Annotated in this window: 22 protein-coding genes; 16 read left to right on the top strand and 6 right to left on the bottom strand. The window is 63.3% G+C overall.

What is annotated here, in order from left to right; translation table 11 throughout:
• Positions 1-168: 168 nt before the first annotated feature.
• The gene (locus tag AB4Z53_RS01755) at positions 169-2,967 is read left to right on the top strand and encodes a bifunctional diguanylate cyclase/phosphodiesterase (protein WP_291162920.1); all 2,799 of its coding nucleotides are present in this window, start codon (positions 169-171) and stop codon (positions 2,965-2,967) included.
• 107 nt (positions 2,968-3,074) lie between these two features.
• Here the strand turns inward: AB4Z53_RS01755 and AB4Z53_RS01750 are convergent, their stop codons facing one another.
• The gene (locus tag AB4Z53_RS01750; protein ID WP_113536307.1) at positions 3,075-3,524 is read right to left on the bottom strand and encodes a hypothetical protein; all 450 of its coding nucleotides are present in this window, start codon (positions 3,522-3,524) and stop codon (positions 3,075-3,077) included.
• A 58-nt stretch (positions 3,525-3,582) separates the two neighbouring features.
• Between AB4Z53_RS01750 and AB4Z53_RS01745 the strand changes: the two genes are divergently transcribed.
• Positions 3,583-3,897, top strand: a complete 315-nt coding sequence (locus AB4Z53_RS01745; protein WP_441594350.1) for a hypothetical protein — start codon at positions 3,583-3,585, stop codon at positions 3,895-3,897.
• A 152-nt stretch (positions 3,898-4,049) separates the two neighbouring features.
• Here AB4Z53_RS01745 and groL read toward each other — a convergent pair whose 3' ends face one another.
• Together groL and groES are read right to left on the bottom strand one after the other, a co-directional pair.
• Complete coding sequence (groL, locus tag AB4Z53_RS01740) at positions 4,050-5,687, bottom strand: chaperonin GroEL (RefSeq protein ID WP_113536306.1); 1,638 nt, start codon at positions 5,685-5,687, stop codon at positions 4,050-4,052.
• Positions 5,688-5,749: 62 nt separating this feature from the next.
• A complete protein-coding gene (gene groES, locus AB4Z53_RS01735) occupies positions 5,750-6,046 on the bottom strand; it encodes a co-chaperone GroES (RefSeq protein ID WP_004675403.1) in 297 nt (98 codons plus the stop codon).
• A 433-nt stretch (positions 6,047-6,479) separates the two neighbouring features.
• Here groES and AB4Z53_RS01730 point away from each other — a divergent pair, with 433 nt between their 5' ends.
• The 5 genes from AB4Z53_RS01730 to AB4Z53_RS01710 all read left to right on the top strand — a co-directional run bounded on the left by AB4Z53_RS01730 (position 6,480) and on the right by AB4Z53_RS01710 (position 12,724).
• The gene (locus AB4Z53_RS01730; protein ID WP_441594348.1) at positions 6,480-7,328 is read left to right on the top strand and encodes a TIGR01459 family HAD-type hydrolase; all 849 of its coding nucleotides are present in this window, start codon (positions 6,480-6,482) and stop codon (positions 7,326-7,328) included.
• A gap of 13 nt (positions 7,329-7,341) precedes the next feature.
• Positions 7,342-8,328 carry a bifunctional riboflavin kinase/FAD synthetase gene (locus tag AB4Z53_RS01725; protein ID WP_291163022.1) on the top strand — a complete coding sequence of 329 codons (987 nt, stop codon included), beginning with the start codon at positions 7,342-7,344 and terminating at the stop codon, positions 8,326-8,328.
• A gap of 244 nt (positions 8,329-8,572) precedes the next feature.
• A complete protein-coding gene (gene ileS / locus AB4Z53_RS01720; protein WP_113536742.1) occupies positions 8,573-11,482 on the top strand; it encodes an isoleucine--tRNA ligase in 2,910 nt (969 codons plus the stop codon).
• Between the two features lie 127 nt (positions 11,483-11,609).
• The gene (locus tag AB4Z53_RS01715) at positions 11,610-12,230 is read left to right on the top strand and encodes a hypothetical protein (protein WP_291164630.1); all 621 of its coding nucleotides are present in this window, start codon (positions 11,610-11,612) and stop codon (positions 12,228-12,230) included.
• Positions 12,231-12,244: 14 nt separating this feature from the next.
• The gene (locus tag AB4Z53_RS01710; protein ID WP_113536302.1) at positions 12,245-12,724 is read left to right on the top strand and encodes a GNAT family N-acetyltransferase; all 480 of its coding nucleotides are present in this window, start codon (positions 12,245-12,247) and stop codon (positions 12,722-12,724) included.
• 51 nt (positions 12,725-12,775) lie between these two features.
• On the opposite strand, the gene AB4Z53_RS01705 is transcribed toward AB4Z53_RS01710, so the two are convergent.
• A complete protein-coding gene (locus tag AB4Z53_RS01705) occupies positions 12,776-13,225 on the bottom strand; it encodes a nucleoside deaminase (RefSeq protein ID WP_441594345.1) in 450 nt (149 codons plus the stop codon).
• Positions 13,226-13,298: 73 nt separating this feature from the next.
• On the opposite strand from AB4Z53_RS01705, the gene AB4Z53_RS01700 reads away from it, so the two are divergent.
• The 3 genes from AB4Z53_RS01700 (at position 13,299) to AB4Z53_RS01690 (ending at position 16,940) form a co-directional block, all read left to right on the top strand.
• On the top strand, positions 13,299-15,344 hold the full coding sequence (locus tag AB4Z53_RS01700; protein WP_441594343.1) for a pseudouridine synthase: 2,046 nt from the start codon (positions 13,299-13,301) through the stop codon (positions 15,342-15,344).
• A 6-nt stretch (positions 15,345-15,350) separates the two neighbouring features.
• Positions 15,351-15,911 carry a 16S rRNA (guanine(966)-N(2))-methyltransferase RsmD gene (rsmD, locus tag AB4Z53_RS01695; RefSeq protein WP_113536299.1) on the top strand — a complete coding sequence of 187 codons (561 nt, stop codon included), beginning with the start codon at positions 15,351-15,353 and terminating at the stop codon, positions 15,909-15,911.
• A gap of 147 nt (positions 15,912-16,058) precedes the next feature.
• On the top strand, positions 16,059-16,940 hold the full coding sequence (locus AB4Z53_RS01690; protein ID WP_113536298.1) for a patatin-like phospholipase family protein: 882 nt from the start codon (positions 16,059-16,061) through the stop codon (positions 16,938-16,940).
• Positions 16,941-16,982: 42 nt separating this feature from the next.
• Here AB4Z53_RS01690 and AB4Z53_RS01685 read toward each other — a convergent pair whose 3' ends face one another.
• Positions 16,983-18,818, bottom strand: a complete 1,836-nt coding sequence (locus AB4Z53_RS01685; protein WP_441594341.1) for a monovalent cation:proton antiporter-2 (CPA2) family protein — start codon at positions 18,816-18,818, stop codon at positions 16,983-16,985.
• Between the two features lie 148 nt (positions 18,819-18,966).
• On the opposite strand from AB4Z53_RS01685, the gene AB4Z53_RS01680 reads away from it, so the two are divergent.
• From AB4Z53_RS01680 to lpxK, 6 genes are all read left to right on the top strand, one after another.
• Entirely contained in the window at positions 18,967-20,313 is a 1,347-nt protein-coding gene (locus AB4Z53_RS01680) for a TldD/PmbA family protein (protein ID WP_291162914.1), read from the top strand.
• Positions 20,314-20,464: 151 nt separating this feature from the next.
• On the top strand, positions 20,465-21,280 hold the full coding sequence (locus tag AB4Z53_RS01675) for a 3'(2'),5'-bisphosphate nucleotidase CysQ (protein WP_291162908.1): 816 nt from the start codon (positions 20,465-20,467) through the stop codon (positions 21,278-21,280).
• A gap of 59 nt (positions 21,281-21,339) precedes the next feature.
• Entirely contained in the window at positions 21,340-21,576 is a 237-nt protein-coding gene (locus AB4Z53_RS01670) for a DUF4170 domain-containing protein (RefSeq protein WP_113536295.1), read from the top strand.
• A 91-nt stretch (positions 21,577-21,667) separates the two neighbouring features.
• Complete coding sequence (gene waaA, locus AB4Z53_RS01665) at positions 21,668-22,981, top strand: lipid IV(A) 3-deoxy-D-manno-octulosonic acid transferase (protein WP_113536294.1); 1,314 nt, start codon at positions 21,668-21,670, stop codon at positions 22,979-22,981.
• A gap of 25 nt (positions 22,982-23,006) precedes the next feature.
• Positions 23,007-23,711, top strand: a complete 705-nt coding sequence (locus AB4Z53_RS01660; RefSeq protein WP_291162901.1) for an HAD family hydrolase — start codon at positions 23,007-23,009, stop codon at positions 23,709-23,711.
• Between the two features lie 201 nt (positions 23,712-23,912).
• Complete coding sequence (gene lpxK, locus AB4Z53_RS01655) at positions 23,913-24,953, top strand: tetraacyldisaccharide 4'-kinase (RefSeq protein ID WP_113536292.1); 1,041 nt, start codon at positions 23,913-23,915, stop codon at positions 24,951-24,953.
• Between the two features lie 39 nt (positions 24,954-24,992).
• On the opposite strand, the gene AB4Z53_RS01650 is transcribed toward lpxK, so the two are convergent.
• Positions 24,993-25,226 (bottom strand): DUF2093 domain-containing protein, encoded by a 234-nt coding sequence (locus AB4Z53_RS01650; RefSeq protein WP_113536291.1) that lies wholly within the window; start codon positions 25,224-25,226, stop codon positions 24,993-24,995.
• Positions 25,227-25,277: the final 51 nt, after the last annotated feature.

Raw genomic sequence — 25,277 nt, 5'->3', positions numbered from 1 at the left:
GGCGTCGCGGTTTCAATTTTCATTAACGACGAAACTACTGATTTGTCTGGCATTTGCGCGCCGGAACCACGGTTTATCATTTCCTTAAATCACGTCGCGCCAACACAGGTCGCTTAACTGGAGGCGAGAGGTCTCGTTTCTCAGCGGTTGTTGATTTAGGCGATTGCGATGTTCAAGGTTCTTACATGCCTCGTGGTGGAACATAATCCGAGGCTGGTCGCGTTGGCGGCGCTCATATGCTTCCTGTCCAGTTATGGCGCGGTGACGCTCTTGCAGCGTGCCCGCGGATCGTCCGGCAAGGCGCGGACGATCTGGGCGGTCGCCGCGGGCATTGCCAGCGGCTTTGGCATCTGGGCCACCCACTTCATCGCCATGCTCGCCTACGACCCTGGTGTTGTGCTCGGCTACCAGATGGACCTGACGGCACTGTCGCTGGCGATTGCCATCGTGCTCACCACGACGGCGCTGCTGATCGCGACTTATGTGCAGGATCGGCTGGCCTGGATTGCCGGTGGCCTGGTTCTCGGCGCCGGCGTTGCCTGCATGCACTTTCTCGGCATGGCGGCACTCGATGTTCCCGGCGACCTGCGTTGGGATGCGACGCTGGTTGCCGCGTCGATCGTTCTCGGCTCGCTGTTCGACATCGGTGCACTGAGGACGATTGCCCGCGTGGGCAAGCCGCTGGAGGCGAAGATCATCGCGACGCTGCTGATGACGCTCGGCATTGTCGCGCTGCATTTCACCGCCATGGGCGCCGTGACGATCGAGGTCGGCCTCGTCATGCCGGTATATGAGGGCATGATCCAGCCCCATCTGCTCGCCTTCGTCATCGCGGGAACAGCATTCTTCCTTCTGTCCCTGGTACTGGTCGCCGCCGGCTTTGCCCATCACGCCGAACTCTCGGCCGCTGCGACCGAACGGGAGTTCACCCGCTTCGTCCGCAGCGTGAAGGACTACGCCATCTACATGCTCGACATCGATGGCCGCGTTGCGAGCTGGAATGCAGGCGCGCAGGCCAACAAGGGCTACACAGCCGACGAGATCATCGGCAAGAACTTCGCCTGCTTCTATTCTGAAGACGATCAGCGCGACGGCCTGCCGCGCCGCGCGCTGGAGGCCGCCGTGGCGGAGGGCAAATATGAGAACGAGGGCTGGCGCTATCGCAAGGACCGGTCGCGGTTCTGGGCCCATGTGGTGATCGATCCGTTCCTTGACGAAGACGGCAGGCACGCCGGGTACATCAAGATCGTCAAGGACATTACCAAGGCGAAAGCCGATGCCGATCGCATCGCCGAGGTCAGCAACAACCTCGACGTCGCGCTCGAGAACATGTCGCAGGGCATCTGCCTGTTTGACAGCGACGACCGGCTGCTGCTGTCGAACCGGCGCTGCCGCGAGATCTTCGGCTTCTCCGAAACGCTTGCCGGCAAGGGGCTGACCTTCCGCGAGATCCTCGATATCGTCTTTGCGCGCAACTACACCGACCCGGTCATCGCACGGGCCAAGGCCGAGGAGCTCTACCAGAAGCATCGGGTCGAAATGGTCGGAAAGGGCGGGGGAGACGTGGTGGAGAAGCTGCCGAACGGCCGCTCGATCCTGACCATACATCGCACCCTCCCGGACGGTGGCTGGGTCAGCACCTATGAAGACATCACCGAGCGCCTCGATACGGAGGAACAGATCACGTTCCTCGCGCGCCATGACAGCCTGACGGGTCTGCCGAACCGGCTGCAGTTCAACAGCTACCTCGAAGAGGAGCTGGATGCGGCGGCCTGGTTCAACCGCAAGGTTGCCGTCATCGGCGTCGACCTCAACAAGTTCAAGGAAGTCAACGACCTGCACGGCCATGCTGCCGGCGACTTCGTGCTGGTGACGATTGCCCAGCGCGTGAAGGGCCTGCTTCTGGAGGGCGAATTCGTGGCACGCCTCGGCGGCGACGAGTTCGCGGCCGTCAAGCGCTTCGAGGAGCTGGCCGAGCTCAACGACTTCCTGCGCCGCATCGAAAAGAGCCTGCATGAAGAAATGCGCTTCGGCGATTTCGAACTGAAGTCCGGCGGCAGCATGGGCGTCGCCATCTACCCGCAGGATGCGGAGACGGCAGATACGCTGATCAACAATGCCGACCTCGCCATGTACCGGGCAAAGGCCGCGCTCAACCAGACTGTCTGCTTCTACGAGGTCTCGATGGACGAAGCTGCCCGCCAGCGGCGTGCGCTTGCCAACGATCTCTGGGATGCCGTCGACAAGAAGCAGCTTGCGCTGCACTACCAGGTGCAGAAGTCGGTCATGACCGGCGCCGTCATCGGCTACGAGGTGCTTTTGCGCTGGCATCACCCCGAGCGCGGAATGGTGCCGCCAAACGAGTTCATTCCGCTTGCGGAGGAATGCGGCGCGATCCTGCCGATCGGTGAATGGGTGCTGCGCGAGGCCTGCCGCGAGGCTGCAGGCTGGGAGAACAATCACAAGATTGCCGTCAACCTGTCACCGGTCCAGCTCGCCAATGGCGATATCGTCAGCCTGGTGCAGGATGTGCTTGCCGAGACCGGGCTCGACCCGAACCGGCTGGAGCTCGAAATCACGGAATCGACGATTATCGACGACAAGGAGCGCGCGCTGCTGACCCTGCGTCAGATCAAGGAACTCGGCGTCACGATCGCGATCGACGATTTCGGCACCGGGTATTCGTCGCTCGAAACGTTGCGGTCGTTCCCCTTCGACAAGATCAAGCTCGACAAGAGCTTCATGTGGGAAGTGGAGGGCAGCCCGCAGGCCAAGGCGATCGTTCGCGCCATCCTGGCGCTCGGGCAGAGCCTGTCCGTGCCGGTTCTCGCCGAGGGCGTCGAGACGCAGAAGCAGCTCGACATCCTGCAGGCGGAGGGCTGTGATGAGGCGCAGGGCTATCTGCTCGGCCGTCCGGCTCCATTGCCGCTCCAGTCTCGCGGCGACGACAAGGCCGCTGCCGCCTGATCCAGGCGGCAGTTGCCAGGGCGCATCTACAGTGACCGCGGGTCACGCGCCACCTCGCGTCATAATTTCGGTTCTTTTTCGAAGGCCTTCGGCGGGCCAGGCTTGCGCTATTGGCGCAACGGCGTCGGGCCGGCGCCTTCCACCAGGAAGCGCGGGAAGAAGAAGACGCCCGTTATCGTGCCGGAATAGCGCTGTTCGAGACCCGAGGATTCGCCGATGCAGAACAGGGGCTGTTTCTGTCCGGCTTCTTCCAGTGCGATCGTCGTCGAAAAGCAGAAGGACGAGCAGCTCGTCGCGGCCTGCTCGAACAGTTCCAGCACGTGGTTGCGGTCGGCTGGGTCATAGCAGCGCACGAAGTTGAGCAGGCCACACTCGCCATCGCGCAGGCCATGGATGGCGGCTGCCTTCTCGCCAAGCCGGAACAGCCCCGTGGACAGGTCGCCCGACCAGCCCTCAGACGCGCAGAACTGCTGCAGGTATTCATGATGCGGGAGGTCGAGGTGCGGCTGTCCCGGGGAGCCAAGAGGAACGGAATTTGCTCTCGTGATCTTAAACACGGTCTACCCCCGCAGAGCTCCTGAACGCCGCTGACGTCTCAGGAAAACACGTCCCAATGTGCAAATCACGCTCACCAACGGCCAATACAAAAGCGCACGCCACGTGCCGTGGGCGTTCCACCACTCGAAAGGTCGCGAGATAGTAATGAAGCTCTCTGACGAAGTGATTTCGCTGGAGACGGCGGCTAAATTTGCGATTAAATACTTATATGCTTATCGTGATTTTCTCGAAGCGATTCCGGATACACGGTTAATACGAAAAAGCTTAAGCGATTGGCCGCCCGCCTTGATCCGCTACCCAGTCTCCCGTGAATCTCCGCTCACTTGGGGCGCTGTTATAGTTCGTTTTTTTTCGACTTCAACGGTTTTTTGAAGTCCGACTACAACCGGTGGATCTTTTCTGCCCGCAGTGCGGTCGGCCGGTTCTTGATCGACCAATGGTATTGATAAAAAACAAGAAAGGCGACCCGAGGGCCGCCTTTCCGATCCGGATGGATCAATGCTGCGATAAGGCGGTTGCCTTGATCACATCATGTCCATGCCACCCATGCCGCCCATGCCGCCCGGCATAGCCGGAGCGTCCTTCTTCGGCAGTTCGGCGATCATGGCTTCCGTCGTGACGAGGAGGCCAGCAACCGAAGCTGCGTCCTGAAGGGCGGTGCGAACGACCTTGACCGGGTCGACGATACCCATGGCGATCATGTCGCCATATTCGCCGGTCTGGGCGTTGTAGCCGTAGTTGTCATCGTTCTTGTCGAGGATCTTGCCGACAACGATCGAAGCTTCATCACCAGCGTTTTCGGCGATCTGGCGGGCCGGAGCCTGCAGAGCGCGGCGAATGATGTTGATGCCGGCTTCCTGGTCGTCGTTGACGCCCTTGACCGTGATCTTGGAGGCCGAACGCAGGAGTGCAGTGCCGCCGCCCGGTACGATGCCTTCCTGAACAGCAGCGCGCGTCGCGTTGAGGGCGTCGTCGATGCGGTCCTTCTTTTCCTTCACTTCGACTTCCGTCGAACCGCCGACGCGGATGACGGCAACGCCGCCAGCGAGCTTGGCAAGACGTTCCTGCAGCTTTTCGCGGTCGTAGTCGGAGGTGGTGTCTTCGATCTGGGCCTTGATCTGGGCAACGCGGCCTTCGATGTCGGCCTTCTGGCCGGCGCCGTCGACGATCGTCGTGTTTTCCTTGGAGATCGAAACCTTCTTCGCACGGCCGAGCATGTCGAGCGTGACGTTTTCGAGCTTGATGCCGAGGTCTTCGGAGATCACGGTGCCGCCCGTCAGGATGGCGATGTCTTCGAGCATGGCCTTGCGGCGATCGCCGAAGCCCGGAGCCTTGACGGCAGCGATCTTGAGGCCACCACGCAGCTTGTTGACGACGAGCGTAGCAAGAGCTTCGCCTTCGACGTCTTCAGCGATGATCAGGAGCGGCTTGCCGGTCTGAACGACAGCTTCGAGAACCGGGAGCATGGCCTGGAGGTTCGAGAGCTTCTTCTCGTGAAGGAGAACGAAGACGTCGTCGAGGTCAGCGACCATCTTTTCCGGGTTGGTGACGAAGTAGGGCGACAGGTAGCCGCGGTCGAACTGCATGCCTTCGACGACTTCGAGTTCGGTTTCGGCGGTCTTGGCTTCTTCAACCGTGATGACGCCTTCGTTGCCGACCTTCTGCATTGCTTCAGCAATGTCGAGGCCGATCTGACGCTCGCCGTTGGCCGAGATCGTGCCGACCTGTGCGACTTCTTCCGACGTGTTGATCTTCTTGGCCTTGGCCTGGAGATCCTTGACGACTTCGGTGACAGCGAGGTCGATACCGCGCTTCAGGTCCATCGGGTTCATGCCGGCAGCAACAGCCTTCGCGCCTTCGCGAACGATCGCCTGGGCAAGAACGGTTGCAGTCGTGGTGCCGTCGCCAGCGATGTCGTTGGTCTTCGAAGCAACTTCGCGGACCATCTGGGCGCCCATGTTTTCGAACTTGTCTTCGAGTTCGATTTCCTTGGCGACCGATACGCCGTCCTTGGTGATGCGCGGAGCGCCGAAGGACTTGTCGATGATGACGTTACGACCCTTCGGGCCGAGCGTGACCTTTACGGCGTCAGCGAGGATGTCGACGCCACGCAGCATCTTTTCGCGCGCGGTGCGGCCGAACTTGATTTCTTTTGCAGCCATTAGAGAAAACTCCCGGGCTCATTGCCCATTGGTTGTCATGAATAGGGGTGGACGCCGGCCGATCAGCCGATGATGCCCATGATGTCGGCTTCCTTCATGATCAGAAGGTCTTCGCCGTTGATCTTGACTTCGGTGCCCGACCACTTGCCGAACAGAACGCGGTCGCCAGCCTTGACGTCGAGGGCAACGACCTTGCCGCTTTCGTCACGGGCGCCCGAACCGACGGCGACGATTTCGCCTTCCTGCGGCTTTTCCTTGGCGGTGTCCGGAATGATGATGCCGCCCTTGGTCTTCTCTTCAGACTCGACGCGGCGAACGACGACGCGGTCGTGCAGCGGGCGGAAGTTGGTGCTTGCCATTAGTCTAATCCCTCGATCAAATGACATTACGGATCGCTGATCGACCCGATGGATGGGTGTTAGCACTCTCATTTATCGAGTGCTAGCGATGCCGAGATAAGCTTGGGTATGGAGTGAGTCAAGGATCGGCGCCTAGATTTTTTGCTGACGGCAGTTGCTCTGGACGGGCACGGCAGGCGCGGGCATAGGCAGACTAGCCCCATTCTTGGCGAAATGTAGGCGATCGCGTCGATGAGCGGCATGGGCGGGATTTTGACGGTTGATAACCGCGAGAAAGTGCTTCTGCGCGGCGGGCCGCATCCGCAGTGCATTTTTCCTGGTTCGCGACACCGCCGGAATCCTTGGGAGGGTGCGCCTTTTTCGGGAGACGAGACTTGTAATCTCCTGCCTTCCTTGCCATGCAAGCCGGAAACCGTGTTTGCAGGAAGCCAGGATGGCCGCAAGGATCAACAGTTTTCGGGAAATCGCAGGGCGTTACGACGTCGTGCTGTGCGATGTCTGGGGTGTTCTTCACAATGGCGTGCAGGCTTTCGCCTCCGCCTGCGAGGCGTTGGCCGAGGCGCGTGCTGCCGGCTTGACGGTGGTGTTGATCACCAACTCGCCGCGCCCGCACCCGAGCGTGAAGGTCCAGATCCGCGGCCTTGGCGTCCCCGATGAAACCTATGACCGGATCGTGACCTCGGGCGATGTGACCCGGGCGCTGATCGCGGCAGCCGACAAGAAGATCTTCTTCATCGGCGCCGAGCGCGACTTGCCGCTGCTCGAGGGCCTCGGAACGCAGATCGTTTCCTCGGAGGATGCCGAGACGGTTGTCTGTGCCGGCTTCTATGACGACGAAACCGAAACGCCCGAGCACTATCGCGCGACGTTGACCGGTCTTGCCAAGCGCAAGATCCCGTTCATCTGCGCCAATCCCGATCTGGTTGTCGAGCGCGGCCACAGGCTGATCCCCTGTGCCGGCGCGATCGCCAAGCTCTATGAAGAGCTGGGGGGCGAGGCCCGCATTGCCGGCAAGCCCTATGTCGCCATCTACCGCGCGGCGCTGACCGAAGCCAAGGCCGTGCGTGGCCCGCTTGACCTGTCGCGTGTGATCGCCGTCGGCGATGGCATGCCGACGGACGTCAAGGGTGCGCAGGATGCCGGCTTCGATCTGCTCTATATCAGTGCTGGTATCCACGCCCAGGAATACATGAACGAAAGCCGCACCGACGAGGCGAAGCTTGCCGCCTTCCTGAAAAAGGAGGGCGCCTCGCCAAAGTACTGGATGCCGCGGCTCGCCTGACGGAAAGACGGAGATGACGGTTTTTCATCGCAACGAGACCCGTGATCCGCTTCCGGAGCACTTGCGCGGCGGCGTCGTCGCGATCGGTAACTTCGATGGCGTTCATCGTGGCCACCAGTCGGTCCTTAATCGGGCGCTGGAAGAGGCGAAGGCGCGCGGTGTGCCGGCACTGGTCCTGACGTTCGAGCCGCATCCGAGAACCGTGTTCCGTCCGGAAACTCCGGTCTTTCGGTTGACGCCGGCGCCGTTGAAGGCGCGCATCCTCGAAGGCATGGGTTTCGGCGCCGTCATCGAGTATCCGTTCGACCGCACCTTCTCGCAGCTCTCCGCATCGGATTTCATTCACCGCATCCTGCTCGAATGGCTGCATGCCTCGCATGTGGTGACCGGCTTCGATTTCCACTTCGGCAAAGGTCGCGAGGGCGGCCCGGCCTTCCTGATGGCCGCCGGTGGCGATAACGGCTTCGGTGTGACCCTCGTCGATGCGTTCCGCGACGAGAATGCATCGGTTATCTCTTCGAGCTACGTCCGCTCGTTGCTCGGCGAAGGCGATGTCTCGCAGGCGGCAGGCATGCTCGGCTACCGCTACCTCGTCGAAGCGGAAGTCATCGGCGGCAAGAAGCTTGGTCGCGAGCTCGGCTTTCCCACCGCCAACATGCGGCTCGCACCCGAGGTGGAGCTCAGGTCCGGCATCTACGCCGTGCGCTTCCGCCGGGCCGACGGTTCGCTCTACGACGGCGTCGCAAGCTTCGGACGCCGCCCGACGGTCGATAGCGACGGCGAGCCCCTGCTCGAAACCTTCGTCTTCGACTTCTCCGGCGATCTCTATGGCGAGATCTGTACCGTCACCTTCTTCGGTCATCTGCGCGACGAGCTGAAGTTCAACGGGCTCGATCCGCTTGTGGCGCAGATCCGTCAGGATGAGGCCGAGGCGCGGGCGCTGATCTCCGGTGTGTCGCCGCTGGGTGATATCGACCGCAAGCTCAACTTCGACCGATAAAAGATTTCGGCGTTGCTGCGGCGGCGGACCTTTTCAAAAGGCCGAAAACGCCTTAAACAACCGGCCACCATGACCCGGCACCGTCGATTGATCATCGATCAGCGAATTATTGGCCCGGCCTTCCGCGCGCTTTAGTCAGCCGGAAGGTCCGGGATTTCGGCGTTTCCGACGCCCCAGTCATCTCTCGATACCGAGCCCATTTCGTATGCGCGAACCTTCGCGCGAAGAAGCGATTGCAAAAACCATGACCGACACCGCTGAAAAGATCGACTACTCCTCGACCCTCTATCTGCCGCAGACGGAGTTTCCGATGCGCGCTGGCCTGCCGCAGAAGGAGCCGGAAACGGTGGCCCGCTGGCAGAAGATGGGCCTCTACAAGAAGCTGCGTGCCTCGGCCGCCGGCCGCGACAAGTTCGTGCTGCATGACGGCCCTCCCTATGCCAACGGCAACATCCATATCGGCCATGCGCTGAACAAGATCCTCAAGGACGTCATCAACCGCTCGTTCCAGATGCGCGGCTTCGACGCCAATTACGTGCCCGGTTGGGACTGCCACGGCCTCCCGATCGAATGGAAGATCGAAGAGAAGTACCGCGAGAAGGGGCAGAACAAGGACGAGGTTCCGGTCAACGAGTTCCGCAGGGAGTGCCGTGACTTTGCCGCCGGCTGGATCCAGATCCAGGCGGAAGAATTCAAGCGCCTCGGCATCGAGGGTGACTTCGACAATCCCTACACCACGATGAACTTCCACGCCGAAGCGCGCATCGCCGGCGAGCTGATGAAGATCGCCAAGCTCGGTCAGCTCTACCGCGGCTCGAAGCCGGTCATGTGGTCTGTCGTCGAGCGCACCGCACTTGCCGAAGCCGAAGTCGAATATGCCGACGTCGAAAGCGACATGATCTGGGTGAAGTTCCCGGTCACCGAAGGTCCTGACGATCTCGCCGGCACCTTCGTCGTGATCTGGACGACCACGCCCTGGACCATCCCCGGCAACCGCGCCATCGCCTTCTCTTCGCGCTATGCCTACGGCCTCTACGAAGTTGCTACCGCCGAGAACGACTTCGGTCCGCAGCCGGGCGAGAAGCTGATCTTCGCCAAGCGTCTGGCAGACGAGTCTGCGGCCAAGGCCAAGCTCACCTTCAATTTCGTCCGCGACATCGAAGGTTCTGAACTGGCGGCCGTTACCTGCGCCCATCCGCTGCACGGTCTCGGCGGCGGCTATGCCTTCAAGGTGCCGTTGCTCGACGGCGACCATGTCACCGACGATGCCGGCACAGGCTTCGTGCACACCGCACCCAGCCACGGCCGCGAAGACTTTGATGCCTGGATGGACAATGCGCGTGCGCTTGAGGCCCGCGGCATCTCGTCGGCAATTCCGTTCACCGTCGACGACGCCGGCTACTTCACCGCCGACGCCCACGGCTTCGGCCCGGACGCCGAAGGTGGCGCCGGCCGCGTCCTCGACGACAAGGGCAAGAAGGGCGACGCCAACGATCGCGTCATCAAGGCGCTGATCGCCCGTCATGCGCTGTTTGCCCGCGGCCGCCTTAAGCACTCCTACCCGCATTCCTGGCGCTCGAAGAAGCCGGTGATCTTCCGCAACACGCCGCAATGGTTCGTCTACATGGACAAGGCCTTCGGCGACGGCACGACGCTGCGTTCGCGCGCGCTTTCGGCAATCGACGACACCCGCTTCGTTCCCGGCGCCGGCCAGAACCGCCTGCGCGCGATGATCGAGGGCCGTCCGGACTGGGTGCTTTCGCGTCAGCGTGCCTGGGGCGTGCCGATCGCCATCTTCGCCGACGACCAGGGCGAGATCCTCATCGACGAGGCCGTCAACGAGCGCATCCTTGAAGCCTTCGAAAAGGAAGGCGCCGACGCCTGGTTCGCCGAAGGCGCCAAGGAGCGTTTCCTCGGCACCGGCCACGACCATGCCAAGTGGCACCAGGTCATGGACATTCTCGACGTGTGGTTCGACAGCGGTTCGACACACACCTTCACGCTTGAGGACCGTCCGGACCTGAAGTGGCCGGCCGACGTCTACCTCGAAGGTTCGGACCAGCATCGCGGCTGGTTCCATTCCTCGCTGCTGGAGGCTTGCGCCACGCGCGGCCGCGCGCCCTACAACGCCGTTGTCACCCATGGCTTCACCATGGATGAGAAGGGCGAGAAGATGTCGAAGTCCAAGGGCAACACCGTCACCCCGCAGGAGGTGATGAAGGATGCCGGCGCCGACATCCTGCGCCTGTGGGTGATGACGACGGACTATTGGGAAGATCAGCGCCTCGGCAAGACGATCATCCAGACCAACATCGACGCCTATCGCAAGCTGCGCAACACCGTCCGCTGGATGCTCGGCACGCTCGCCCACGACAAGGGCGAGGAGATCGCCTACGCCGAGATGCCTGAACTCGAAAAGCTGATGCTGCATCGCCTTGCCGAACTCGATCAGCTCGTACGCGAGGGTTACGATGCGTTCGACTTCAAGAAGATCGCCCGTGCGTTGATCGATTTCTCGAACGTCGAGCTCTCGGCCTTCTACTTCGACGTTCGCAAGGACGCGCTCTACTGCGACGCGCCGTCGAGCCTGCGCCGCCGTGCAGCACTCGCCGTCATCCGCAAGCTCTTCGATTGCCTCGTGCTGTGGCTGGCGCCGATGCTGCCCTTCACCGCGGAAGAAGCCTGGCTGTCGCGCAAGCCCGATGCGGTCTCGGTGCATCTCGAACAGTTCCCGGCGATCCCTGCGGAATGGAAGAACGATGCTCTCGAGGCCAAGTGGGACAAGATCCGTGCGGTCCGCACGGTCGTCACCGGCGCGCTCGAGATCGAACGCAAGGACAAGCGTATCGGCTCGTCGCTGGAAGCGGCACCGGTTGTCCATGTCGCCGATCCGGAGCTCCTGAAGGCGCTGGAAGGTCAGGACTTCGCCGAGATCTGCATCACCTCGGGCATCGTGATCGAAGCCACGGAAGGTCCGGCGGAGGCGTTCCGCCTTGCCGACGTGGCCAAGGTGAGCGTCGTGCCGAAGCTCGCCGAAGGCCAGAAATGCGCCCGTTCCTGGCGGATCACGACGGATGTCGGTTCCGACTCTGTCTACCCCGACGTGTCGGCTCGCGATGCCGCTGCCTTGCGCGAACTTGGTTTCAAGGCTTAACGCATTGTTACCGGATGAATTGCACTCGTTGCGTTCATCCGGTAAAACCTGCCCGAAATTTGGCGGATTTCTCCGCCATGGGCGCTTGAGTGGCCGCGCTGACCGGTGGCCGGCTGGAAGGAATCTCATGGAAATGACGCGAGAGTTGCGAGTGTTTGCCAGCGTGGCCGCTATTCTGACGAGCGGCCTGGTGCTTTCGGGCTGCATCGGCGGCCCGACCTACGGCACGGACAAGACGGCCGGCGAACAGCTCATGGACGACCTCGGCAGCGTCGCAAGCTTTGGCCCGCCGAAGCGTGATCCGGTCAAGTATCAGCCGCGCCCAGGTCTCGTTCTGCCGCCGTCGGCGCAGCAGACGGCTCTCGTCGAACCGCAGAAGTCGCTTGCCAGCCGCGAGTCGAACCCGGAATGGGTCGAGTCTCCGGAAGAGGTTCGCAGCCGTCTGCGTGAAGAGGCCGACGCGAACAAGAACAACCCGAACTACGTTTCCCCGCTCGCCAAGGCCAGCGCCAACGGCCGCCGGCTCTCGGCCAAGGAGCAGCAGGAAGCCTATCGGGCGGCCCGCAAGATCGAGATGGGCGCCTATTCCGACAAGCGCCGCTTCCTGAGCGATCCGCCGCTCGACTACCGTCGTCTGCCGGAGGGAACCGAGACCGATCTCGGCGAGCCGGAGAAGGACAAGGAGCGCCGCCGCAAGAAGGAGGCGCAGATCAAGAACACCGGCTCCAAGTGGTATTGGCCCTTCTAAGCTGCGCATAAGCCATGACAATCAGCATTCGCAACGCTCGCCCGGAAGACGCGGAAACCATCCTGCGTTTCATCACAGAACTTGCCGTCTACGAGAAGGAGCCCGACGCCGTCGAGGCGACGGTCGAGATGTTGCAGGCCTCGCTCTTCGGTCCGGGCGCGATTACTCGCGCCGTGATCTGCGAGAAGGACGGCAAGCCCGCGGGCTTCGCCATGTGGTTCTACAACTATTCGACCTGGCAGGCGCGCAAGGGTCTCTACCTTGAAGACCTTTACGTCACGCCCGATTGCCGCGGCTCCGGTGCCGGCAAGATGCTGCTGAAGCATCTCGCGAAGATTGCCGTCGAGGAAGGCTGCGGCCGCTTCGAATGGAGCGTGCTCGACTGGAACGAGCCTGCGATCCGGGTCTACGAATCGGTCGGTGCAGAACCGATGTCCGAATGGACGCGCTACCGGCTGGCCGGTGCGGCCCTCGAAAACTTCGCTGCCGACTGAGGCAATCTCAAAAGCATCTGAAACGGGATCTCGTTGACGCGAGGATTTGTGTCACCGCTTCCTGGCGAAGAAGTCCCTGAGGATGTCGGCGGCCTCCCGCTCGGCGAGGCCCGAATAGACGTCCGGCACATGATGGCAGGTTGGCGAACCGAAGAAACGAACGCCGCTGTCGACACCGCCGCCCTTGGGGTCATCCGCGCCGTAGTAGAGGCGGCGGATGCGGGCGAAGGAAATCGCCGCCGCGCACATGGTGCAGGGTTCGAGGGTGACGTAGAGATCGGCGCCCGTCAGTCGTTCGTCCCCAAGGACAGCGGAAGCCTCGCGGATGGCGCCGATCTCGGCATGTGCGGTCACGTCGTTGAGTTCGCGGGTGCGATTGCCGGCGCGGGAGATGATCTGGCCATCGAAAACGACCACGGCGCCGATCGGCACTTCGCCGCGTTCTGCCGCTTTCCTGGCCTCCTCGAGGGCCGCATCCATGAAGCGTGTCGTCTCAGCCATCGCTCAAACAATAATTTCTCTTAACCCACGGGCCGCGACCTGATAGGACAGCCGCAAAAGGCAGGCAACACAAATGACATCCAAAGACAAGCCCACACGGCCTGGCGGCAAGTTCGCCGGCCGGGACAAGAAACCGCATTTCGCCGAAAACAAGGCTGGCGCGCCGAAAAAGGCTGCCGGTTCAAAGGCTGGCGCCCCCAAATCCTTCGGATCGAAGGCTTCCGGCCCCAAGGCCGGCGCTTCGCGTCCGGCAAAGGAGCGCCCGAGTGCGGCTGCTCCGGGTGCCGACGAGTCGCAGCGCATCTCCAAGATCCTGGCGCGCGCCGGCGTCGCCTCGCGTCGCGACGTCGAGCGCATGATCATGGAAGGTCGCGTCAAGCTCAACGGCGTCCTTCTCGAAACACCGGTCGTCAACGCGACGCTTGCCGATGCGATCGAGGTCGATGGCCAGCCGATCCGCGGTATCGAGCGCACCCGCCTCTGGCTCTATCACAAGCCGGCCGGCCTGGTGACCACCAATGCCGATCCCGAGGGACGCGCGACCGTATTCGAGAACCTGCCTGACGAATTGCCGCGCGTGTTGTCGATCGGCCGCCTCGACATCAACACCGAGGGCCTGCTGCTCCTCACCAATGACGGGGGCCTTGCCCGCGTGCTCGAACTGCCGTCGACCGGATGGCTGCGCCGCTACCGCGTGCGCGCCCATGGCGAGATCGATCAGGACGCGCTCGACAAACTGAAGGACGGCATCGCCGTCGATGGCGTGCTCTATGGCGCGATCGAAGCGACGCTCGACCGCGTCCAGGGCTCGAACGTGTGGATCACGATGGGGCTTCGCGAAGGCAAGAACCGCGAAATCAAGAACGTGCTCGGGGCGCTTGGTCTCGACGTGAACCGTCTGATCCGCATTTCCTACGGACCGTTCCAGCTCGGCGAACTGCCGGAAGGACATGTCCAGGAAATCCGCGGCCGCACGCTGCGCGATCAGCTTGGACCGCGCCTGATCGAGGATGCCAAGGCCAACTTCGACGCACCGCTCTACAATGATCAGGCGGCAACCGTTGCCGGCGATGGGGCGGACGATGATGCCGGCGATACACGCCGGCCCGAACGTGCCAACCGCTGGGAAAAGCCCGAGGACAAGCGCGAGCGTGCTCTGTCGCGGCTCGACACCCGCCGCGACGATCGTCGCGATGGCGGCCGCAAGGAAGGTCCTCGCGGCAAGGGTGGCCCGCGCGAAGACCGCGACGCCAAGTTTGAGGATCGGCCGAAGCGCGCGCCGGCACAGCGCGCCCGCACGGCCAATGTCTGGATGGCGCCGGGCGCCCGCCCGCTGGCCGAAAAGAAGCCAAAATCCGCCGAGGGCGATGCCACCGAGAAGCCCGCCCGTCGCGAGCGTCCGGACGGCGCGCCGAAGACCAAGCGCTACGGTCGTAGCAAAGATGGCTTCGCGACCAAGACGACAGGCAAGTTCGACCCGGACCGCAAGGGCGGTTCGTCCAGGGACTTCGATCGCCCGGCTTCGGCCGCACCGGTCAAGCGTCGGGACGAAGAGGGCGAATGGATCAGCGCCAGCGAGCCTGCCCGTCGCGGCAAGGACGAGGGTCGTGACGGTGGTTTCGGCCGGCGCAAGGCGGGCGATGCGGGCGACCGCAGGTCGCGCGATCACGGTGACCGTCCTGCGCGCCGCGAAGGTGGTGACCGTCCGGCCCGTTCTGAAGGCGGACCACGCAGCTACTCCGACAAGCCCCGCTTCCCGCGCGCCGACGGTGACCGTCCGCCGCGCCGCGAAGGCGGCGACCGCCCCCGTGGCGAGCGTCCGGCTCGCGCTGACGGCGGTCCGCGCAGCTATTCCGACAAGCCAAGGGCACCGCGCGCCGAGGGCGATCGTCCGCCACGCCGCGAAGGTGGTGACCGTCCGTTCGGCGACAAGCCCCGCGGCAAGTCGTTCGGCGGCAAGCCCTCGGGTGGAAAATCCTTCGGCGAACGCTCCGGTGGCCCGCGTGGCGGCAAGCCCGGCGGCGGCAAGCCCGGTGGTGGACGTCCGGGCGGCGCTGGTCGCCCCGGTGGCGCTGGACGCCCGGCCGGCGGTGGCAAGCCGCGCGGCAGAGGAAACTAAGCGGCCGTGCGCATCGTCGGTGGAGAGTTTCGGGGTCGCAGCCTGGCGACCCCAAAGTCCAGCGATATCCGGCCGACCACGGACCGGACGCGCGAAAGCCTGTTCAACATCCTGAGCCACTCCTACCCGGAAGCGCTCGATGGCACCCGGGTGCTCGATCTTTTCGCGGGCACCGGCGCCGTCGGCTTCGAGGCCCTCTCACGCGGGTGCCGGCAGGCACTCTTCGTCGAGCAGGGCGTCGAGGGCAGGGGGCTCTTGCAGACGAACATCGAGACGCTTGGTCTTCAGGGACGCGCCAAGGTCTTCCGCCGTGACGCGACGAGCCTCGGCGGCGTCGGCACGATGGAGCCGTTTCATCTCGTCTTCGCCGATCCCCCCTATGCAAAGGGTCTCGGCGAGAAGGCATTGGAATCGGCCGCTGTCGGTAACTGGCTCGTCCCCGATGCACTGGTGATCCTCGAAGAACGGGCAGACGTTCAGCCGGCGCCGACCGCCGTGTTCGAAAGTCTCGATGTCCGGGTCTTCGGTGACACGCGCATGCATTTCTACCGCTTCCGCGGTGCCTGACGTCATATTTTCGATTTCCTTGCGACGATAGGCTGTCGCCGAACCATGCAGGTTTCTCTTATCCCGCGCCCGAAGGCGGCCTTCTGCAGAATTTGTCCTTAAACCGATGCCGATTTAAGGAACTATGCCGAAGTGGAGGACATGCCGATGAAGCAGGATCTTTCGATGACGAAGGGGGCGGGGCCGGCCTCCAGCCAGCCGACCGTGGCGCTGGCGCTGGGGGGCGGTGGCGCACGCGGGCTTGCGCACATTCACGTCATCGAGGCGCTGGACGAACTGGGCATTCGCCCGGTGGCGATCGCCGGTTCTTCCATCGGCGCAATCATGGGCGCCGGCATGGCGGCTGGCATGCGCGGCGAAGAGATCAGAGCGCACACGCTCTCGACCGTCGGCCATCGTCGCGAAGTCGTCAACCGGCTCTGGCAGCTGCGGCCGTCGAGCCTCTCCGAGGCCATGGTGAACGGCTTTCGCTTCGGGCAATTCAATGGCGAGCGCGTTCTCAGGGCCTTTTTGCCGAAGGCCATTCCGCCGAAGTTCTCGGACCTCGGCATTCCGCTCAAGGTGGTTGCCACCGACTACTATGGCCAAACCGAACACATCTGTGAAAAGGGTGACCTCTGGCAGGCGCTCGCGGCCTCGGCCGCCTTGCCTGCGATTTTCATCCCGGTCAAGATCGACGGGCGGGTGATGATCGATGGCGGCATCTACAATCCAATTCCCTTCGATCACCTGCGCGGGCTCGCGGATATCGTCATCGCTGTCGATGTCGTCGGCGGTCCGGATGGCGATGGCAAGACGATTCCAAGCCGCATCGACAGCCTTTTCGGCGCGAGCCAGTTGATGATGCAGTCGATCATCGCGATGAAGCTGAAGGAAGGCGCTCCCGACATTCTGTTGCGCCCCGATGTCGGTCGCTACCGGGTGATGGATTTCCTGCGAGCCAAGGACGTGTTGAGCGGAACAGTGGCGATCAAGGACCAGCTGAAACGGGCACTCGACGAGCGGATGCGGGCGCCGAGGTTCAAGTGAACCTCGACGACTGACGGGCCCGCACGGTCGGTGCAAGCGAGGCTATGCGTTCTCGCGCTCGTCCATAGGCAGCCCCGGCAGGACCCTTTCGCCCGTTTCCTGGGAATGATCGACCTCGCGTTTCGGCTTGACCAGCGGTTCCGGACGCACCGGCCTTGAATGCAGCATGTCGCGACCGGCGGTGATGCCTTCGGCCTCCTGCAGCACGAGGCGTGCCTCGTCCCGTTTGCGGATATCGTCCATGATCGCGATCGCGTCGTCGTCACCGACCCCCAACGCCTCCAGTGACTTGCGGCCGAAGAGCAGGCCGGATTCGAAGGTCTCGCGCAACTCGTAGTCGACCCCCTTGGCGCGCAGCTCCAGCGTATGCAGGCGGTCGTAGGAACGGGCGAAAATGCGGGCGTTCGGATATTCCGATTGCACGAGGTCGACGATGTGGTCGGTCGTCTCCTTCTTCTGCGTGCAGACGGCGACGATCTTTGCCCGCTCGATGCCGGCGGCGCGCAACACGTCGAGCCGGTTGCCGTCGCCGAAATAGATGCGGAAACCGAAGGTCGCGGCCTGGCGCACGCGGGCGGCGGAGTGGTCGATGATGGTCACGTCGCGGCCCCCGGCTAGCAGGATCTGCGCGGCAATCTGGCCGAAGCGGGAAAAGCCGATCATCAACACGTCGGCGCCCGCGCCTTCGAAATCTTCGTCGATCTCCTCATCCAGCTCGTCCTGTTCGCGCATCAGCTTCGGTGCCAGCATCGAGGCGAGCGGCGTCAGTGCCATCGATAGCGTCACGATCGCGACAAGCAGCGAGGCGTCCCCGTCGGAGAAGACGCCAGCGGCGGCTGCCGCCGTGAACAGGACGAACCCGAATTCGCCGCCCTGCGGCAGAAGCAGGCTGATGCGCACCGCGTCGTTGTGCTGCGATCCGGTGAGCCGGCAGAGCCAGTAGAGCACCAGGCTCTTCAGCGCCATCAGGAGCGGCACAGCAACGATGATCAGCTGGTAGCGCTCGACAATGACGCCGAGTTCCAGCGACAGGCCGACGGCCATGAAGAACAGCGCCTGCAGGATACCGCGGAACGGCTCGATGTCCGCCTCGAGCTCATGGCGATAAGAGGATTCCGCCAGGAGCACGCCGGCGAGGAAGGCGCCCATGGCCATGGAGAGGCCGGCGAGCTGCATCATGGTCGCGGCGCCCATGACGACGAGCAGGGCGGCGGCGATCATAACGTCGCGGGCGCCCGTACGACCGATGATCTGGAACAGGGGGTTCACGAGGTAGCGCCCGGCCGCAAAGAGGACGACGATCGCCGTGGTGGCGACCGCGAAATCCTCGAGTGGCGTCGTCGTATCCTCGGGCTTCTGTGCAGCCAGGAGCGGGATCAGCGCCAGCAATGGCACGATCGCGAGGTCCTGCAGCAGGAGGATGGAGAAGGATCGTTGCCCGTAACGCGTATTGCGATCGTTGCCTTCGTCGAGGATCTGCATGGCAAAGGCGGTCGACGAGAGGGCGAGGCCGAAGCCGGCGATGATGCTGCCGCCTTGTCCGAGCAATCCGAGGGCATAGATGAGGGAAGAGAGCACGATGCCGGTCAGCACCACCTGTGCGGTGCCGAGACCGAAGATATCGCGCCGCATCTGCCAGAGGCGCGACGGTTTGAGTTCGAGGCCGATGATGAACAGGAGGAACACGACGCCGAGTTCCGAGACGTGCAGGATCTGCTCGCCCTCGGTGATGCTTTGAGCGACCGGACCGATGAGCACACCGGCGCAGAGGTAGCCGAGGATCGTGCCGAGGCCGAGCCGTTTGAAGATTGGTGCGGCCACCACTGCGCCGCCAAGCAGCATCAGTGCTTGAGAATAGATGATCGGTGTCGTTGCCATGCCTGCGGCTTTCACTATTGGGCACCCAGCCCCCGACGAGGAAGCTTTGGAGAGTGTTCATTTGCGGTGTACGGGGCGGGAATCAGGCCGATGCCCTTGATGCCTGCGTCACTGCACAATAAATGGGGCAGGAATGAAAGGCTACATCATGTCCGACACGATCGATTCTGCCGACCTCGAAAAACGCGCCTCCGAACTCGTGGACCTCGCCCGAAAGGCGGGCGCCGATGCGGCCGATGCCGTGGTGGTGCGCGGGCGCTCCCGTTCCGTCTCCGTACGCCTCGGCAAGGTCGAAGCGACGGAGGCCTCTGAAAGTGACGATTTCTCGCTTCGCGTTTTCGTCGGGCGACGCGTTGCCAGCGTTTCGGCCAATCCGGGCTTCGACCTGAAGCTGCTTGCCGAACGCGCTGTCGCCATGGCCAAGGCCTCGCCGGAAGATCCCTTTGCCTCGCTCGCAGATGCGGATCGGCTGGCAAAGTCCTATCCGGATCTTGATCTTTTCGATCCGACCGCGGTTTCCACGGAATCGCTGACGGAAGCCGCACTTGCCGCCGAAGAGGCAGCTCTTGCCGTCTCCGGCGTGACCAATTCCAGCGGTGCCGGAGCCTCGGCCGGCATGGGCGGCCTGGTGCTCGTCACCTCGCATGGCTTCTCGGGCTCCTACATGGCGACACGCTTCGGCTGCTCCGTCAGCGCGATTGCCGGCGAGGGCACGAAGATGGAGCGTGACTACGATTACGACAGTCGCCTCTATGTCGGTGATCTCAGGCCTGCCGAGGAGATCGGCCGCCTTGCCGGCGAGCGTGCTGTGGCGCGCCTCAATCCGCGCCAGGTGCCGACGGCCAAGAACGTCACCGTCGTCTTCGATCCGCGCATGGCCCGCGGTTTCGTCGGCCATCTGGCCGGTGCAATCAACGGTGCGGCCGTCGCCCGCAAGACGAGTTTCCTGCGTGACCGGATGGGTAAGCAGGTGATGAAGGCCGGCCTGTCGGTGACCGACGATCCGCTGATCGTGCGCGGCTCCTCCTCGCGTCCCTTCGACGGCGAAGGCGTCAGCGGTTCGAAGCTCGCGATGGTCGAGGATGGTGTGCTGAACCACTGGTTCCTGTCGACATCCGCGGCCGCTGAGCTCGGCCTTCAGACCAACGGCCGCGGCGTGCGCGGTGGCCCGACGGTCAATCCGGCCTCGACCAATCTGGCACTCGAGCCGGGTTCGATCTCGCGAGAGGATCTGATCCGCGGTGTCGGCAACGGCTTCTACGTCACCGAGCTGATCGGTCAGGGGGTCAACATGGTGACCGGCGAATACAGCCGCGGCGCCTCCGGATTCTGGATCGAGAACGGTGAACTCACATTTGCCGTCTCCGAAGTCACGATTGCGTCCAATCTCAAGGACATGTTCATGGCGCTGACGCCGGCCGACGACATCGATCGCAAGTTCGGCGTCGCGGCGCCGACGCTCGCCATCGAGGGCATGACGCTCGCTGGTCTCTAGAGCAATCCCCGTCTGGGGTTGCGTCATTTCAAATGGCTGGATCAGCTCACCGTTTCGGTGAACTGATCTGAAGGCCGAAGGAAGAGGGGCGCAGCGACCTGCGCCGATCCCGCCCTCGTGTTATAGGAGAGGCGGGCTGACGGGGTTTTGAATGTCTGACACAGCACCAACGGGCGCGGACTGGAAGCCGGATCTTGCGCTGATCCGCGCCGCAGCGGTCGTCGCCGGCGAAACGGCACTCGGCTATTTTCGCAAGGCTCCGGATGTCCGCTGGAAGAACGAGGGCCGCTCGCCGGTCAGCGAAGCGGATCTGGCAGCCAACGATGTGCTGAAGACGCGGCTGCTTGCCGCGAAGCCCGATTACGGCTGGCTGTCGGAAGAGACCGACGACGACTCCAGCCGCCTGACCCGAGAAACGGTCTTCGTTGTCGATCCGATCGACGGCACACGGGCCTTCATCGCCGGCAAGGAGCTTTGGTGCGTCAGCGTTGCCATCGTCCACCGGGGCCAGCCCGTCGCAGGCGTCCTCTACGCTCCGGCGCTCGATGAACTCTTTGAGGCGGTCGCCGACGGTAGCGCATTGAAAAACGGCGCCGTGATCTCGGTGCGTGAATCAAAGCCCGGGGAAACGCTGCATCTGGCCGCCGCCGAAGATACGGTCGGCAAGCTACCGGCCGTCTATCGCAACACCGTCACGCGCGTGCCGCATGTGCCCTCGCTTGCCTATCGGCTGGCCATGGTGGCCGACGGGCGGATCGACGGCACGCTCGTGAAGAAGAATTCCCATGATTGGGATCTGGCTGCGGCGGATCTCATTCTGGCCCGGGCAAACGGCGCACTCGTCGATCTCGACGATCGGCCCCTGTCCTACAACCGCCCCACCGTCGTTCACGGGGTTCTCTGCGCGGCGGCAAAGCCGCTCTTGCCAGGTCTGATCGCCGCATCGCGGTCGATGGAGCCCCATTGACCTTTGGGGCTGAATGCCTCAAATCAACGCCCATACCCAAAAAGAAAAATGGAATTCCGATGGCTCACGAATCCGAGAAGAAACAACGTCTGCACCTCGTCTTTGGCGGTGAACTCACCACGCTGACGGACGTCCATTTCCGCGACCTGGACAAGCTCGATATCGTCGGCATCTACCCGGACTACGAAAGCGCTCTTGTTGCCTGGAAATCCAAGGCGCAGATGACCGTCGATAACGCGCATATGCGTTATTTCATTGTCCACATGCACCGTCTGCTCGATCCGGAAAACGGCTGATGCCGATGAGGTCGGGATGCGCGGCGCATACCCGCATGCCAGTCGCCCCTAAGTTTTTCGCCGCTGAGACGGCTGGGGAAGGTGTCTCGTCATGAGCAGCTTTCGCGCGCGCCTGGCGCTCTCCAGCTATCGCTGGATCGGCTCGGCCATTTATCCCCTGGTTTGGTCCTACCTTGCCATTCGCGCGGCGAAGGGCAAGGAGGATCCGGCGCGCCGTCGCGAGCGCTACGGCCATGCCAGCGCACCGCGGCCGCAGGGCCCGCTCGTCTGGTTTCACGCCGCGAGCGTCGGCGAGACCAATGCGGTCATCCCGTTGATCAAGGAAATCCGCCGGCGTGGCATCAACGTCGTGCTGACGACGGGAACGACGACCTCGGCTCGTGTCGTCGCCCAGCGCCTGGGTACGGGCGTCATCCATCAATATGTGCCGCTCGATTTCAAGCCGGCGGTCAGCCGCTTCCTGAACTATTGGGAGCCGGATCTCGCAATCATCGCCGAGTCCGAAATCTGGCCGATGACGATCCTGGAGCTCGGCCGGCGCCATATTCCCCAGGTTCTGGTGAATGGCCGCCTGTCGGATCGCACCTTCGCGCGCTGGAAGCGACGGCCGGGACTGGCCGATGCGCTGTTCGAGAACCTGGCGCTCGTCATCGCCCAGTCCGATGTCGATGCGGAGCGCTTCCGCACGCTTGGCGCGCTGCCGGTCATGGTCTCCGGCAACCTGAAGGTTGATACCGATGCCCCTCCGCATGATCCGCAAGCGCTTCGCGAGTACGGCCAGCAGATCGGCACGCGCAAGACCTGGGCGGCAATCTCGACTTTCGACGGCGAGGAAAACGCCGCCGGCGTCGTGCATCGTGCACTGAAAGAGCGAACCGGCCTGCTGACGATCATCGTCCCGCGCCATCCCGAGCGCAGCGATGCGATCGAGGCGGCGCTGACGGCCAAGGGCCTGAAGGTTGCGCGCCGCACCCGGCGCGATCCGTTGACGCCGGATGTCGATATCTTCCTCGGCGACACCATCGGTGAAATGGGCCTCTATCTTCGCTTGACCGAAGTCGCCTTTGTCGGCCGCTCGCTCTTTGCCGAAGGCGGACAGAACCCGCTGGAACCGGCGATGCTGGGCTGTGCGATCCTGTCGGGCGGCAATGTCCAGAACTTTCGCGAGACCTATCAGACGCTCGCGAAGAACGGCAGCGCCAAGATCGTGCGCGACGTCGAGATGCTGGCCAAGGGCGTCAACTATCTTCTCGCCAACGACGACATGCGTCGCTCGATGATCGATGCCGGCCTTGAAACCGTGCAAGAGATGCGTGGTGCTCTGTCGGCGACGATGAAGGGGCTAGAGCCCTATATCAATCCGCTCATCGTCAAGGCGCGCCTCAACCCGCCGACCGACAACTGACAGAAGCAGGAGACGATCCCTCATCATGACCGCATCCAAAGCCATCGCCGGTATCCTGTTTGACAAGGATGGAACCCTGCTCGACTACGCAAAGAGCTGGGTGCCGGTGAACTATGAGCTGGCACGGATTGCGGCAAGGGACGATGAGGCATTGGCCCGCACGCTGCTGAAAGCGGGCGGCATGGATGCCGATACCGGGCATGTGCTGCCCGACAGCCTGCTTGCTGCCGGAAACACGGTCGAGATTGCGACCGGCTTCGTTGACGCGGGCGCGCCCTTCACTGTGGCCGAACTGACGGCCCTGCTGGACGGTCTGTTCGCACGCTCGGCGGAATATGCGGTGCCGGTCACCGACCTCGGCACCTTCTTCGCCGGCCTGCATGCCAAGGGCTATCGCCTTGGGGTGGCCTCCAGCGACAACGAAAAATCGATCCGCGAAACCGCGAAGCGCTTCGGCTTCGACGGCTACCTGCATTACGTGGCGGGCTATGACAGCGGCTACGGCGTCAAGCCGGAACCGGGCATGGTGCTCGGCTTTTGTGCCGCCACGGGCCTGGAGCCGCATCAGGTGGTCGTCGTCGGCGACAACAACCACGACATGCACATGGGGCGCAGTGCCGGCGTCGGCATGACGGTCGCAGTACTGACCGGGACCGGTTCGCGCCAGTCGCTCGCCGCAGCTTCAGACCATTGCCTTGCCGACATTACCGAACTCGAGGCTGTCCTCTAGCCGCAAGCCAAGCGAAAGCGTGACGCGGTTGTCCGTGGCAGATCACCCCGCGTTCGGCTCAGACAGCTGCGATCGTATCCATAGCTTGCGTTTTTTCACATTCTGACGTTTTTTGGGCGGCGCGCCGGCTTTTGGCGGCAGGAAAGACATGTGTCCTCCCGGAGCGGCAGGACAACACCGGCTGGGGACTACGGAACGAATATGGTATCGGAAGCGCCGCCATTCTGGTGGACCAAGGCGGATTGGCGGGCTCGTGCACTGTGGCCGCTCTCATGGCTATATGGGCGGATTGCCGGCATGCGCATGGACCGCGCCCAACGTGCCTCGGTTCCCGTACCGGTCATCTGCATCGGCAACTTCACCGTCGGCGGTGCCGGCAAGACGCCGACCGCGATTGCGCTCGCCCGTGTCATTCGTCGGAAAGGGCTGAAGCCCGGGTTCCTGAGCCGCGGCTACGGCGGCTCGCTCGACGTGACGACCGTCGTCGATCCGGAACATCATCGCGCCCGCGACGTCGGCGACGAGCCGCTGCTGCTGGCGCGTGAAGCTCTCACCGTCGTGTGCCGCCGCCGTGTCGATGGCGCCCGCCGCCTGGTCAAGGAAGGCGTCGATATCATCATCATGGATGACGGCTTCCAGAGCGCGCGGCTGGCCTTCGATTTTGCGCTTCTGGTGATCGACTCGCGCCGCGGCATCGGCAACGGCTATCTGGTGCCGGCAGGACCGGTGCGGGCACCGCTGCCCAATCAGCTTCGCCACGCCACGGCGTTGCTGAAGATCGGCGGGGGTACAGAGGCCGATGCCCTGATCCGCCGCGCAGCCCGCGCCGGCAAGCAGATCTACGAGGCCGATGTCGTCAGGCACGACGACGGATCGCTTGAAGGCGTCAAGGTGCTGGCCTGGGCCGGGATCGCCGATCCCGAGAAGTTCTACCGCACGGTGCGTGAGACCGGTGCGGTGGTCGAGGAGACCCGCAGCTTTCCGGATCACCATCATTTCTCCGATGATGAAATCGCCGATCTGCTCGATCGCGCCGCGGCGCTGGGCTGCACGCTGGTTACCACCGCCAAGGACATGGTTCGGCTCGAACCCGGCCATGGTCGGGCCGCTGAGCTGGCCGAGGCCAGCCGGGTGATCGAAATCGACGTGCGCTTCGACGATCCCATGGCACCGTCAAAAATCATCGAGACTGCGCTTGCCGTCGCGCGCGCCCGAAAGCTGCGCGAAGGCGCAGGCAAATAAGGGCTTGGCGGTTCGGGGGTGAGGCCTGCGGGTGTCGCCTTAGCGGCGCTGGTTCGGCAGTGCGCCGGCGCGTTTTTCCGCCTCGAGCGAGGCTTCCGCATCGACATAGGCTTCCTGCCGGGCGACGCTCCAGTAGCGCAACTCATCGACGGGAATGGTCTTGCCGGTCATCGCGCAGATCACATGCGACCCGGCGAGGATGATCTGGAAGTCGCCGTCGAGATAACGGATCTTCGCTTCGCGCGACGTGCTTCCTTCAAACCGGTTCATCATGTTCGTAGCCTATAACGTCCTTGTGGTCTGTTCTCTGGTCTAGCTCGCCAT

The sequence above is a fragment of the Ensifer sp. 2TAB8 genome (assembly GCF_052115125.1).
GTDB lineage: Bacteria > Pseudomonadota > Alphaproteobacteria > Rhizobiales > Rhizobiaceae > Ensifer.
The sequence above is the reverse complement of the archived record's forward strand: the minus strand, read 5'-3'. Positions and strand labels throughout refer to the sequence as shown.